The 12,865-nt window shown below is 73.5% G+C and carries 12 protein-coding genes; 6 read left to right on the top strand and 6 right to left on the bottom strand.

From position 1 onward, the window contains the following. Positions 1-3: 3 nt before the first annotated feature. Positions 4-1,656, bottom strand: a complete 1,653-nt coding sequence (locus tag DFJ69_RS02780) for a nitrite/sulfite reductase (protein WP_116021024.1) — start codon at positions 1,654-1,656, stop codon at positions 4-6. Positions 1,657-1,954: 298 nt separating this feature from the next. Beyond that, entirely contained in the window at positions 1,955-2,140 is a 186-nt protein-coding gene (locus DFJ69_RS33650; protein ID WP_147312190.1) for a hypothetical protein, read from the bottom strand. 264 nt (positions 2,141-2,404) lie between these two features. On the opposite strand from DFJ69_RS33650, the gene DFJ69_RS02775 reads away from it, so the two are divergent. From DFJ69_RS02775 to DFJ69_RS02750, 6 genes are all read left to right on the top strand, one after another. After that, entirely contained in the window at positions 2,405-3,370 is a 966-nt protein-coding gene (locus DFJ69_RS02775) for a YihY/virulence factor BrkB family protein (protein WP_245973959.1), read from the top strand. Between the two features lie 55 nt (positions 3,371-3,425). Next, positions 3,426-4,385 (top strand): phosphotriesterase family protein, encoded by a 960-nt coding sequence (locus DFJ69_RS02770; RefSeq protein ID WP_116021022.1) that lies wholly within the window; start codon positions 3,426-3,428, stop codon positions 4,383-4,385. Positions 4,386-4,454: 69 nt separating this feature from the next. Next, the gene (locus tag DFJ69_RS02765) at positions 4,455-5,951 is read left to right on the top strand and encodes an SDR family oxidoreductase (RefSeq protein ID WP_116021021.1); all 1,497 of its coding nucleotides are present in this window, start codon (positions 4,455-4,457) and stop codon (positions 5,949-5,951) included. 169 nt (positions 5,952-6,120) lie between these two features. After that, positions 6,121-7,200 (top strand): ribosome small subunit-dependent GTPase A, encoded by a 1,080-nt coding sequence (rsgA, locus tag DFJ69_RS02760; RefSeq protein ID WP_116021020.1) that lies wholly within the window; start codon positions 6,121-6,123, stop codon positions 7,198-7,200. Positions 7,201-7,744: 544 nt separating this feature from the next. Continuing rightward, on the top strand, positions 7,745-8,404 hold the full coding sequence (locus DFJ69_RS02755) for a phosphoribosyltransferase (RefSeq protein ID WP_245973958.1): 660 nt from the start codon (positions 7,745-7,747) through the stop codon (positions 8,402-8,404). Beyond that, on the top strand, positions 8,401-9,042 hold the full coding sequence (locus tag DFJ69_RS02750; protein WP_116021019.1) for a dienelactone hydrolase family protein: 642 nt from the start codon (positions 8,401-8,403) through the stop codon (positions 9,040-9,042). The genes DFJ69_RS02755 and DFJ69_RS02750 overlap by 4 nt, the downstream gene beginning before the upstream one ends. 174 nt (positions 9,043-9,216) lie before the next feature. On the opposite strand, the gene DFJ69_RS02745 is transcribed toward DFJ69_RS02750, so the two are convergent. From DFJ69_RS02745 to DFJ69_RS02730, 4 genes are all read right to left on the bottom strand, one after another. Beyond that, entirely contained in the window at positions 9,217-9,513 is a 297-nt protein-coding gene (locus tag DFJ69_RS02745; protein WP_081640018.1) for a WhiB family transcriptional regulator, read from the bottom strand. Positions 9,514-9,691: 178 nt separating this feature from the next. Continuing rightward, entirely contained in the window at positions 9,692-10,567 is an 876-nt protein-coding gene (locus DFJ69_RS02740; protein ID WP_245973957.1) for a ferredoxin family protein, read from the bottom strand. A 148-nt stretch (positions 10,568-10,715) separates the two neighbouring features. Continuing rightward, complete coding sequence (locus DFJ69_RS02735; RefSeq protein WP_116021017.1) at positions 10,716-12,254, bottom strand: glycerol-3-phosphate dehydrogenase/oxidase; 1,539 nt, start codon at positions 12,252-12,254, stop codon at positions 10,716-10,718. After that, positions 12,251-12,847 carry a TetR/AcrR family transcriptional regulator gene (locus tag DFJ69_RS02730; RefSeq protein ID WP_116021016.1) on the bottom strand — a complete coding sequence of 199 codons (597 nt, stop codon included), beginning with the start codon at positions 12,845-12,847 and terminating at the stop codon, positions 12,251-12,253. The genes DFJ69_RS02735 and DFJ69_RS02730 overlap by 4 nt, the downstream gene beginning before the upstream one ends. Positions 12,848-12,865 lie beyond the last annotated feature (18 nt).

Genomic DNA, 12,865 nt, shown 5'->3' with positions numbered 1-12,865 from the left:
GTCTCACTGGAGCTCCGCGTCGGAGGCCCGCTGGACCCACTCCGCGAAGCTCTCGCCGTCGCCGCGCTGCTCGTCGTAGGTCCGCACGACCCGCTCGACGTAGTCGGCCAGCCCGTCGGCGGTGGTCTTGAGGCCGCGGACCTTCTTGCCGAAGGTCGTGCCGAGCCGACCGCCGAGGTGGATCTGGAAGCCCTCCACCTGGGCGCCGTTGTCGTCCACGACCAACTGGCCCTTGAGGCCGATGTCGGCGACCTGGATGCGGGCGCAGGCGTTCGGGCAGCCGTTGATGTTGATCGACAGGGGCTGGTCGAAGTCGGGCAGCCGCTTCTCCAGCTCCTCGATCAGGTCCATGCCGCGCTGCTTGGTCTCGACGATGGCGAGCTTGCAGAACTCGATGCCGGTGCACGCCATCGTCTGCCGCCGGAACGTCGACGGGTTCACCTGGAGGTCGTGCTCGGCCAGCGCGTCGGCGAGGGCCCGCGTCCGCTCCTCGGGGACGTCCAGGATCACCATCTTCTGCTCGGCGGTGGTCCGCACGCGGCCGGAGCCGTACTCCTCGGCCAGGTCGGCGATCACGTTCAGCAGGTCGCCGTTGACGCGGCCGACCCTCGGGGCGAAGCCCACGTAGAAGTTGCCGTCCTTCTGAGGGTGGATCCCCACGTGGTCGCGGCGGGGGAGCGGCGCGGCGGGCTCGGGGCCGTCCGGCAGCGCGTACCCGAGGTACTCCTTCTCCACCACCTCGCGGAACCGCTCCGCGCCCCAGTCGTTGACCAGGAACTTGATCCGGGCGCGGTGCCGCAGCCGCCGGTACCCGTAGTCGCGGAAGACCGAGATGATCGCCTTCCAGACCTCGTGGACCTGCTCGGGCTTGACGAACACGCCCAGGCTCTTGGCGAACATCGGGTTGGTGGACAGCCCGCCGCCGACGAACGCCTGGTAGCCGGCCACGCCCTCGGCGTTCACCGTGCCGACGAAGGCCACGTCGTTGATCTCGTGAACGGTGCAGTGCGCCGTGCAGCCGGAGATCGCCGACTTGAACTTGCGCGGCAGGTTGGAGAACTCCTTGGTGCCGATGTAGCGGTCGTGCACGTCGTGGATCTGCGGGGTGCCGTCGATCACCTCGTCCTCGGCGATCCCGGCCAGCGGGCAGCCGATGATCACGCGGGGGGTGTCGCCGCAGGCCTCCATGGTCGACAGCCCGACGGACTCCAGCGCCTCCCAGATGGCGGGGACGTCCTCGATCGCGATCCAGTGGTACTGGATGTTCTGCCGGTCGGTGACGTCGGCGGTGCCCCGGGCGTACCGGTTGGCGATGTCGGCGATGGTGCGGAGCTGGGCGGGGCTCAACTGCCCGCCGTCGATGCGCACCCGCAGCATGAAGTAGCGGTCGTCGAGCTCCTCGTCGGGCAGCGAGCCCGTCTTGCCGCCGTCGATCCCCGGCCTGCGCTGGGTGTACAGCCCGAACCAGCGGAACCGGCCCCGCAGGTCGGCGGGGTCGATCGAGTCGAAGCCGGCCTTGGAGTAGACGTCGATGATCCGCTGCCGGACGTTCAGGCCGTCGTCGTTCTTCTTGTTCTCTTCGTTCTTGTTGAGGGGCTCGTGGTAGCCGAGGGCCCACTGGCCCTCGCCTCGCTTGCGCTTCACGCTGGGTGGCACGGTCCGCGTCCTGTTCCTAGATGGGGAAGAGTGACGCGCGGGCGCACCGGCAGGGCTTAACGGCCGGCTCGACGGTGAGCGGTGAAGGTTAAGGGTGACGCCGGAGCACCACGCGCGGATGACTCACGTGCGTGGTCGGGGCGTCACAGACAGATGGCGCTGCGTACCCGGAGGAAGTCGACATGCCGGCGCATGACGAGCATTGGGTTCGCGGCACTCATACCGAGACTCTGACATGCCGTCTCAGGTGCTGTCCAGTTGCGTCCGGCATGTGGACGTGCGTCGATGAGGAAGTCGATCATCCCTGCCGTACCCAGTTGACCGGCGGCTCGGTGCCGGTGTCGCCGCCCGTGGTGGGCTCCGTGCCGTGATCGCCCGCCCGTTCCTGCTCCGGGGTCGCGGGGCGCGCCTCGTGCTGGCACGGGCACCACGAGCCGCCACGGCAGTCCCCGTGGCGGCGGTCCCGACAGGCGTGGCAGATCACGGTCTCATTGTCACCCGACCCGGCCGATGCTCGGAACGGACGGACGCCGACGATCTCGGACGAAACCCTCCCTTCAGGGCGGTCCTGCGGGCGTTCCCGAGCGTCAGAGTGGACATGGGCGTCATCGGCGAGGCGCGGACGCCGTCCTGCGACGGGGCGGCGGACCGTGGATGTGAATCCGGTCACACTGGGTCGGAACCGTCGGACATGCCGGTCGGCGGTCCCACCACACGGGACGACCCCGACGCTCTACCGTGGGTGAACGTGACCACCGCCTCGGGTACGGGTGACGTCGTGAACGCCCCGGCCACCGAAGAATCGGCCTCACGGGCCTCCTCGGCGCGCCGAATCCTCTGGCGACTGGTCAAGGGGACCGCCGTGGGCGCGTTCCGCTATCGGGTCACCGGGCTGGCGGCCGAGGCGGCCTTCTTCGCGCTGCTGTCGATGCCGCCGCTGGTGATCGGGCTGATCGGCACCATGGGGCACCTGCGGGGCGCGCTCGCGGGGGAGACCGTCACCGAGGTCCGGGCCTGGCTGATCCGGCAGTCCCACACCTTCCTGGCCGAGCCCGCGGTGGACAGCGTGGTCGTCCCGCTGATCGACGAGGTGATCCGGGGCGGCCGGGTGGACCTGATCTCGTTGAGCTTCCTGCTGTCGCTGTGGGCGGGGTCGCGGGCGGCCAACGTGTACGTGGACACCATCACGATCGCCTACGGCCTGTCGGGGGTGCGCGGGGTGATCCGGACCCGGCTGCGGGCGTTCCTGCTCTACCTGATCGGGCTGACGGTGTTGATCATCGTGATCCCGATGCTGGTGGCCGGGCCCGCGATGGTCCGCGAGGCGCTGCCGGAGGGCGCCGAGATCGTCCGGCTGCTCTACTGGCCGGTCCTGGTGACGCTGTCCATCCTGTTCCTGGCGACGCTCTACCACGTCAGCGTGCCGGTGCGGACGGCCTGGTGGCGGGCGGTGCCGGGCGCGGTGCTGGCGCTGGCGATCTGGATCCTGGGCAGCGTCGTCCTGCGCGTCTACCTGGCGGGCTCGCTGTCCGGCGTGTCGGTGTACGGCTCGCTGGGCGCGCCCATCGCCATCCTCGCCTGGCTGTACGTGGCGGCTCTGGCGGTGCTCATCGGGGCGGCGCTGAACGCCGAGATCGACCGGATGTGGCCGAGCGTCGACACCGCCCGCGCCCGTGCCGCGCTCGCCTCCGGGCGACCGGGGACGGAAGGGTAAATTCTGCTCCGCTATCCATCCTGATTAGGGCAAATATGTCGTAACCTCGTCTTACATGACCCCTCGTGAGACCGGTCTGCTGCGCACCGTGACCGGAAGCCTCCCGGTGTCCGCCATCACCGGGAACGTGCTCGCCCACGAGCACCTGCAACTCGATCTCCGCTGGCCCGACCGCCGGCTGGTCGCCGTCCCCTCCGACCCCCGCCGCTGGCTGGACGAGGAGCAGGCGGTCACCGCCGAGCTGGGCGCGCTGCGCACGGGCCGCGACCTCTCCCTCGTCGTCGACCTCACCTGCCAGGGCATGGGCCGCAACGCCGCGATGCTCTCGCGCATCAGCGCGGGCGCGCGGGTCGCGGTGGTGGCCGGCACCGGCTACTTCACCGAGCCGTTCCACCCGCAGTTCGTGGCCGAGGCCGACGAGGACCGGCTCACCGAGCGGATCATGGCCGAGATCGGCTTCGGCATGGACGGCACCAGCTCGCTGCCCGGCGTGATCGGCGAGATCGGCTCCTGGGGGGCGGTGCCCACCGAGGCCGAGGAGCGCTGCCTGCGGGCCGCGGCGCGGGCCGGGCTGGAGTCGGGGCTGGCGGTCGCCACCTACGGCCGCGCCGGGCTGGCGCTGCTGGAGATCCTCACCTCCGCCGGGCTGCCCGCCGACCGGGTCGCGGTCGGTCACCAGGACCTGGTGGACGACCCGGGCGCGCATCGCAAGATCGCCGAGACCGGCGCCTACGTCTCGTTCGGCTCGCTGGTCCGCGCCGGCGCCGACCCCGCCGCCCTGGGCACCTCGGTGCGTCTGGTGCTGGAGCTGCTGGAGGCCGGGCACGGCGACCGGCTGCTGCTCAGTAGCGGCGTCTCCCGGATGACCCAGGTCAACCGGTACGGCGGCAGCGGCTACGGCTACCTGTTCGACGTGTTCCTGCCCGGGCTGCGCGGCGCCGGGGTCGACGACGACACCCTGCGCGTCCTGCTGCACGACAACCCGCTGCGCTGGCTCGCCGGCGCCGCGTCCTGACCCGCCCTCCGCGCATCGCCCGCCGACTCCGGGGAACGACCCGGCGGTAGGACCACGGTGGGGGGCGCGATGGCCGGAACGGACGAGGGCGGGCCCCGCTGCCTGGTCACCGGTGCCACCGGCTACATCGGCGGCCGGCTCGTTCCGGTGCTGCTGGACGCCGGGCACCGGGTGCGGTGTCTCGCCCGGACACCGGCCAAGCTCCGCGACCACCCTTGGGCGGGCTCCGTGGAGGTCGTGCGCGGCGACGTGACCGACGCCGACTCCGTACGGGCGGCGATGCGGGACGTCGACGTCGCGTACCACCTGGTCCACGCCCTCGGCTCCGGCGGGGACTTCGAGGAGATCGACCGCCGGGCCGCCCAGATCTTCGCCGAGGAGGCCGCGGCGGCGGGCGTCCGGCGGCTCGTCCATCTCGGCGGCCTGCTCCCGGCCCACGTGCCCGAACACGAGTTGTCGCCGCATCTGCGGTCCCGGGCCGAGGTGGGCCGCATCCTGCTGGAGTCGGGGGTCCCGACGGCGGTGCTGCGGGCCGCCGTGGTGATCGGATCGGGGTCGGCGTCGTTCGAGATGCTCCGCTATCTCACCGAGCGCCTGCCGCTGATGGTCACGCCGAGTTGGGTGCGCACCGCCGCGCAGCCCGTGGCCGTCCGGGACGTGCTGCGGTATCTCGCGGGCTGCGCGGACCTGGCCGCCGACGTGCACCGCGTCTTCGACATCGGCGGCCCGGAGGTCCTGACCTACCGCGAGATGATGGTGCGGTACGCGGCCGTGGCGGGGCTGCCCCGTCGGCTCATCCTGCCGGTCCCGATGCTGACCCCGCGCCTGTCGAGCCTGTGGATCGGCCTGGTGACCCCCGTGCCGGCGATGATCGCACGGCCCTTGGCCGAGTCGCTCCGGCACGAGGTGACCTGCCGCGAACACGACATCGCCCGGTACGTGCCCGACCCTCCGGGCGGTCTGGTCCCGTTCGACGAGGCCGTTCGGCTGGCGCTGCGGCGCGTGCGGGACGCCGCCGTCGCCACCCGCTGGTCGTCCGTGTCGGTGCCCGGGGCGCCCAGCGATCCGCTGCCCACCGACCCCGGCTGGGCGGGCGGCAGCCTGTACGTCGACCGGCGGGAGGCGCCGGTGAACGCCCCGCCCGAGGCGCTGTGGAAGATCATCGAGGGCATCGGCGGCGAGCACGGCTGGTACTCCTTCGCCCTCGCGTGGGGCCTGCGCGGTGGGCTGGACCGGCTGGCCGGGGGAGTCGGGCTGCGCCGGGGCAGGCGCGACGCGCACCGCCTGCGGGTGGGCGACACCCTCGACTTCTGGCGCGTCGAGGAGATCGAGCCGGGGCGGCTGCTGCGGCTGCGCGCGGAGATGCGCCTTCCGGGGGCGGCCTGGCTGGAGCTGGTCGTCGCCCGGGGCCCCGACGGCGGGCTCGTGTACCGGCAGCGTGCCGTGTTCCATCCGCACGGGCTGCTCGGTCAGGCGTACTGGTGGGGGATCGCGCCGATGCACGCACTGATCTTCGGCGGGATGGCGCGCAACATCGCCCGCGCGGCCGAACGAACGACGGGGTGATGGGCCGTCCGGGCCCCGAGGTGTATTGTGGGCGGAGCCGCGAGGTCCGTGGCGCTCTGAGACGGAGGAGGTGAGCCGCCGATGGCTGTCGTTGCCATGCGTGCTCACCTGATCGTTCTTTCCTCCAGGGCGTCCGCCTGACCGCACGACGGGCGCCCGTGTTCGAAGGGTGCCTGCATTGGCCTCCGGTTTCACCTTGCCCGGCCTCGGCTGGGACGGCGGTCGCGCCGCCGATTTCACCGCTCACTCCGACTCCGGCCGTCTCGCGGGCCGGGTCGCCCGCGTCGACAAGAGCGCCTGCACGGTCCTGACCGAGCAGGGGGAGCTGCGCGTCGAGTACGGCGACGAGGTCCCCTGCGTGGGGGACTGGGTCGCCGTCCGACTCGGGGCCCCCGGCACGGACCCGCGGCTGGACGCCGTCCTGCCGCGCCGCACCGCCATCGTCCGCGGCGGCGTGGGCCGCGGATCCCGTTCCGGCCTGTCGGGCGACTCGTCGGGCCACGTGCTGGCCGCCAACGTCGACGTCGTCTACATCGCCGAGCCCGCCGCCCCGGAGTGCGATCTGGGGCGGATCGAACGGTTGCTCGCGCTGGCCTGGGAGAGCGGCGCGCAGCCGGTCGTCCTCATCACCAAGGCCGATCTCGCCACCGCGCTGCCCGAGCTGCTCGACGCCGTCACCGCCGCCGCGCCCGGCGCCGACGTGCATCCCGTCTCCTCGCTGGAGGGCACCGGGCTGGAGCCCGTACGCCTCCCGGCGGGGCGCACGGCCGTGCTGCTCGGCCCGTCGGGCGCGGGGAAGTCCACCCTGGTCAACGCCCTCGCCGGCGCCCCGGTGATGGACACGCAACAGGTCCGCGCCGCCGACGGCCGGGGCCGGCACACCACCACGCACCGCGAGCTGCACGTGCTCGACGGCGGCGGGCTGGTCATCGACACCCCGGGACTGCGACGGATCGGGCTCACCGACGACGCCGCCGAGGGCCTGGCCCAGACGTTCGCCGACATCGAGGAGCTGGCGGCCGACTGCCGGTTCGCCGACTGCGCGCACGACGCCGAGCCCGGCTGCGCGGTACTGGCCGCCGTGGAGTCCGGCGACCTGCCCGAACGCCGCCTGGTCAGTTGGCACAAGCTGCGCCGGGAGGCGGCCTGGATGGCCGGCCGCGGCGACGCCAGGCTGCGGGCCGAACAGACCCGCAAGTGGAAGGTCATCCACAAGGAGATGCGCCGCACGGGCCGCAACCGCCCCTGACGGACCCCGGGGCGGCGGCGGACCCCAAAGGCCCCACCGCCGCCCCGGCTCCCGGTGAGGTTCTGCGGGCCCGGGGTCGACGGTGGGGCCTGGTGTACGGCCGCCAGGGCCCCGACGAAGGGGCGCGTGGGCCGGCGCGCTGTGCCGCCGCCCGGGCTCCGGCGATGGGGGCGCGCGGGGCACCGGAGTTGATGGGCGGCGTGGTGTGCCGCCGACCAGGTTCCGGCGATGGGGCGCGCGGGGTGCCGGAGTTGGTGGGTGGGCGCGCGGTGCCGCCACCCGCGTTCCGGCGATGGGGCGCGCGGGGTGCCGGAGTTGGTGGGTGGGCGCGCGGTGCCGGCGTGGCCCAGGTTCCGGTGGAGGACGTGCGGGGCCTGGCGTCGAGGGGGCCCGGCGTGCCCGGGTTTCGGTGCGGCTGCGTCGGGTTGGGGAGACGGATGGGGGGACGTGGGTGGGGTAGGGCGGAAGGGAGGACGGCCGGACGGCCTTGGAGGTGATCGCCATGGTCCATGGAGAGGCCGGAGGGCGTGCCGGAACGGTGCATGTGCGTCTTCCGTTCATCGACCGGTCGGAGGCGGGTCGGGTGCTCGCCGAGATGTTGGTCCCCCGGGGGCTCGACGAGCCGCTGGTGTTGGCGCTGCCGCGCGGTGGGGTGCCGGTGGCGGTGGAGGTGGCGCGCAGGCTCGGGGGAGCGGATCGGCCGGCGCCGATGGACGTGTTGGTGACCCGCAAGATCGGTTACCCGTACCAGCCGGAGTTGGGTGTGGGGGCCATCGCCGAGGGGGGCGAGCCGGTGTTCGACCGGGGGCTGCTCGACCGGCTGGCGCTGTCCGAGGAGGACCTGGCCGAGACCGTGGCCTTGGAACGTGCCGAGCTGGCCCGCCGCATGCGCGTGTACCGCGGGGAGCGGCCGCTGCCCGAGCCGGCGGGGCGCACGGTGGTCGTCGTCGACGACGGACTGGCCACGGGCGGCACGGCGCGGGCGGCGCTGCGGGCGGTCCGGGCCCGTGGGCCCCGCGAGCTGTTGCTGGCGGTGCCGGTGGGGGCCGTCGAGACCGTCGAGGCGTTGCGCGCGGAGGCCGATGACGTCGTGGTGTGCGCGACACCCGCCGGGTTCCGGGCGGTGGGGCAGTGGTACCGGGAGTTCGATCAGCTCACCGACGCCGACGTGACGGCGGCGCTGGGAGGGGGGACGGGCTCATGAGCGCCCTCGACGTGCCCGCGGGCGATGTCCTGCTCCAGGGCGACCTGGTGGAGGCCGCCGGCGGGGAGGCCGTCGTGGTGTTCGCGCACGGCAGCGGCAGCAGTCGGCGCAGCCCGCGCAACCGGCGGGTGGCGGACCTGCTGAACGAACGGGGCTTCGGGACGTTGCTGTTCGATCTCCTCACGCCCGAGGAGGAGGAGATGGACGCGCGGACGGCCCGGCTGCGGTTCGACATCCCGTTGTTGGCGGGGCGGCTGGTCCAGGTGGTGGCCTGGCTGGGGGCGACCGGCGCGGCGCGCGGGATCGGCCTGTTCGGCGCCAGCACCGGGGCCGCCGCCGCGTTGGTGGCGGCCGCCCGACGGCCCGACGAGGTGACCGCCGTGGTGTCGCGGGGCGGACGGCCCGACCTGGCGGGGCCCGCGCTGCCCGAGGTACGGGCGCCCAGTCTGCTGATCGTGGGCGGCCACGACCCGGAGGTGCTGGCCCTCAACGAACGGGCGCTGGCGGCGATGGACGCGGACGCCGGGCACGAGCTGACCGTGGTGCCGCGCGCCGGGCATCTCTTCGAGGAGCCCGGGGCGTTGGAAGAGGTCGGCCGGCTGAGCGCGGAATGGTTCCGCGCGCATTTGCCGCAATGATCCTTTCTCCTGTCGAGGCCCGGGAAAGGGCGCCTTTAGGAGTGGTCGTGCGCGGGCAACGAAAACGGCCCCGGCTAGCGGGGCCGTGACGTTATGGGTGGCGCACCGGAGGTGCGGATGCGGGCGCTGAATCGCGTTGCCTCACCGCGGCGGTGAAGGCGCCCTGAACGCCGCTCAGGCGGCGTTGGCGCGACGCATGCGACGACGCCGCTCCGATGCGCGCTCGTCCTCGTTCAGACCGCCCCACGTGCCGTACTTCTCGGGCCGGGAGACGGCGTAGTCGAGGCACTCCGAGCGCACCGGGCAGCCCATGCAGATCTGCTTCGCCTTACGCTCGCGGATCTCGCGCTCGGGCTGACGCTCGCCGTCGGGACCGAAGAAGAGCACGAGGTCCTCCCCCCGGCACGCCGCGGCGTCCTGCCAGCCCCAGCTGGGACGAGGGAGGTTTGCCTGCCGACGTACCTGAGCCATGGAACACCCACCTTGTTGGTTGCTGAGCAAGTTTCGGACATGGACGCTCTACAGGCTTTTGTGGAAGCGCCGAAAGGTCCAACGTCTGGATGCGCCGCTCTGTTCCCCGGATCCCGTTCGACAGGGAGTCCTGGAGCCGTGCGGCGCCGAGGCCCCGCGAAATGGGGCCTCCAGGAGATTACACGAGCGCTGCCGGGTTGAGAAGGGTGATCCCGCTAACAAGGTAGGATCCCATGTTCTCCTGACACCCGGGACCGCACTCGTGTAGCGCTTCGGCGTCCTCCACGAGAGCCCGGTAACGGGTCCCCGCGACATCGATGACCGCTTCGTACGGCGACGTCCCGGTGAGGGATTCCACCGAAACCGAGTCCACGCCCAACACCCCCGTGAGGGACCGGGCGAAGTGCTCGGCCGCCTGCGCCGGCTCGGGCATCCCGGCCCGGCCTCGCAGCCGTTCCAGGGTGACCTCGCCCCGCAGGTACGCCTCCACGGCGGACACCGCCTCGGCGGTGCCGAGGCTGCCGTAGTAGAGCCCGTGAGGAAGACATATCAGGTTCGCCGCGTAGCGGTCTCCGCCGACGTGCGACGTTTCCCAGACGGCGCCGTCGAAACGTGCGGCCAGCTCCCGCGCGAGCGGGACCCCCAGCCGGGCGCAGCAGACGTTGCGCCGTCCGTGCGCGCAGACCAGCAGCAACGGCTCCGTGTAGGGGGCCGCGCCGTCGGCCAACAGGTCGCCGAAACCGGGGCGTCGCCCGGACGCGACGGCGGCCAGCGCGGCGTCGTCGAGCTCCGCCAGCTCGGCGGGATCGGCCAACTTTCGCCCCTCCAGCCACACCGGCCCCCCGAGTGAGGACCCGACGTACACCTGCAGGGGCGGGGTGCCGCGCCGTCGGCCCGGCCGCCGGATCAACTGGGGGCGCACCCCCGCGCGCGTCGCCCGCGCGATCGCCTCGGCCACCGGCGCGGGCTCGACGAGCTGCTCGATCCGCTCGGGCCAGGGGCCGGGATGCTCGATCAGCAGCCAGGAGCGGGCCTTGGTGGTCGCCGTGGCCATGCAGGACCCCGTGCCGTCATGCCCGCTCGGGCAATGGTCACAGTGGCTCGCTCGCGACACTGGCCCCCCTGCCGATCACTACCGTCGCCGAGAATTAGGTAACCCTAACCTAAGCACGTCGCCGGCGGTCAAGCAGGTGTGCCGGGCGTCATACCCCGGTCGGGTCCCGTTTCACCGGGGTCAGGCCCTCGGCCACCGGCAGGGCCGCCTCCCGGTCGGCGGGGACCAGCCCGATCCGGGTCCGGCGGTCCAACAGGTCGGCGGCGTCCAGCGCCCCCTCGTGCCGTACCGCCCAGGCCAGCTCCGCGCCCGTCACCGGCAGGCCCGGCGCGACCGTCCCGGCCAGCGCGGGCTCCTCGCGGGCGAGCGCCGCGACCCGGGGGGCCTCGGTGCCGTACCGGCGCACCAGCCGTGCGGGAGCGTCCAGGGCCTCCAGGCGGGCCCTGGGGGCCGCGCCGACCAGCGGCAGTCGGGCGGTGCGGCAGGGCCCGGCGGTCAGACCGCGGGCGGCGATCACCGCGTCGACGGCGTCCTGCGCCATCCGCCGGTAGGTGGTGAGCTTGCCGCCGACGACCGTGACCACCCCGTCCCGGCCGGTCAGCACGGCGTGCCGGCGGGAGATGTCGGCGGTGCGGCCGTGCCCGTCGTCCAGCAGCGGGCGCAGCCCGGCGAACGCGCCGATCACGTCGTCGCGGCGCAGCGGGACGTCCAGCACGGTGCCGAGCACGTCCAGCAGGAACCCGATCTCGCCCTCGGAGGGCACCGGGACGTCGGGAACGGGCCCGTCGACGGGCTCGTCGGTCAGCCCGACATAGGTCCGGCCGTCCTCCTGTGGGATCACCAGGACGAAGCGGTTGGGCTCCCCGGGGACGGGCACGTGCAGGCCCGCCGCCGGGTCGCCCAGGGACCGCGAGCGGACCACCAGGTGGGTGCCGCGCGAGGGACGCAGCCGAACGCCCTCGACGAGCCCGCCCGCCCACACCCCGGCGGCGTTGACGACGGCGCGGGCGCGGACCCTCAGCTCCTCGCCGGTCAGCTCGTCGCGGACCAGGGCCCCGTCCCCGCCCACGTAGAGCGCCCTCACGCGGGTGAGGATCCGGGCTCCGTGCGCGGCGGCGGTACGGGCCAGCGCCGTCACCAGGCGCGCGTCGTCGGTGAGCCGCCCGTCCCACGACAGCAGCCCGCCGCGCAGGCCGCCCCCGCGCAGGCCGGGGGCCAGCAGCCGGGTCTCGGCCGCCGACAGCCGCCGGGGGCCGGGCAGGAGGGCGCGGGGCGTGCGCGCCGCCAGCCGCAGCGCGTCGCCCGCCGCGAACCCGGTGCGGGCCAGCGCCGCCTGCGAACGCGACACCGTCGGCGTCAGCGGCAGCACGAACGGAGCGGCCCGGACCAGGTGCGGGGCGACCCGTTCCATGAGCGCGCCCCGTTCGACGGCGCTCTCCCGGGCCACGTCGACCTGACCGGACGCGAGGTAGCGCAGGCCGCCGTGAATCAGCTTGGAACTCCAGCGCGAGGTGCCGAAGGCCAGGTCGTGCGCGTCGATCGCGGCCACGGACAGGCCGCGGGAGGCGGCGTCCAGCGCCACTCCGGCCCCGGTGGCGCCCAGCCCCACGACCAGCAGGTCGACGGTCTCGTCGGGGAGCGCGGCCAGCTCGCGGGCGCGGCGGGCGGCGTTCAGCGAGGAGTTCACGGCCTCAGCGTCCTCTCCAGGATCTCCCGCAGCTCGGCGTCGAACGCCTCGGCGGGGTGGTCGTCGTCGGCCATCGTCGGGACGGACAGCGCGAACGACTGGGCGATCAGCAGCAGCGCGCGCGCCTGCCGCACGGGGTCCCCGGGGCGGACCGAGCCGTCGGCGTGCCCGGCCCGCAGCGCGGATTCCAGGGTCGCCAGGAAGGCCCGCTGGCTGGCGCCCCGGCGGTCCAGCACGTACGGCAGCAGCAGCTCCGGGTCGACGTCCACGATCTTGCGCAGCAGCGGGTGGGCGCGGAACGTCCGCACGCCCTCCGCGAGGTGGTGGACCAGCCGTTCCCGGACCGGACCGGCCTCCGGGGGGCCGGCGGTCTCGGACGCCTCGACGGCCAGCGCGGTCCACTCGCGGGTCATCAGGTCGCCGACGATCGTGCGCACGTCGGGCCAGCGGCGGTACAGCGTCATCCGGGAGACGCCGGCGCGGCGGGCGATGTCGGTGAGCGTGGTCCGGCGCACTCCGACCGCGAGCACGCAGTCGCGGGCGGCGTCGAGCACCGCGTCGTCATCGGTCTGCTTGTGACGATTGGACGTCATATGTCACAGTGTAAGCAT

This window comes from Thermomonospora umbrina, from assembly GCF_003386555.1.
Classification (GTDB): domain Bacteria; phylum Actinomycetota; class Actinomycetes; order Streptosporangiales; family Streptosporangiaceae; genus Thermomonospora; species Thermomonospora umbrina.
Note: the sequence above shows the minus strand (reverse complement) of the source record. Positions and strands in the feature narration are given on the sequence as shown.

Excerpts from the sequence above, each read along its gene's own strand:
- DFJ69_RS02770 (WP_116021022.1), top strand. The coding sequence starts at position 3,426 with ATGACCCCTCGTGAGACCGGTCTGCTGCGCACCGTGACCGGAAGCCTC.
- DFJ69_RS02765 (WP_116021021.1), top strand. The coding sequence starts at position 4,455 with ATGGCCGGAACGGACGAGGGCGGGCCCCGCTGCCTGGTCACCGGTGCC.
- DFJ69_RS02750 (WP_116021019.1), top strand. The coding sequence starts at position 8,401 with ATGAGCGCCCTCGACGTGCCCGCGGGCGATGTCCTGCTCCAGGGCGAC.
- DFJ69_RS02745 (WP_081640018.1), bottom strand. The coding sequence starts at position 9,513 with ATGGCTCAGGTACGTCGGCAGGCAAACCTCCCTCGTCCCAGCTGGGGC.
- DFJ69_RS02740 (WP_245973957.1), bottom strand. The coding sequence starts at position 10,567 with ATGGCCACGGCGACCACCAAGGCCCGCTCCTGGCTGCTGATCGAGCAT.
- DFJ69_RS02730 (WP_116021016.1), bottom strand. The coding sequence starts at position 12,847 with ATGACGTCCAATCGTCACAAGCAGACCGATGACGACGCGGTGCTCGAC.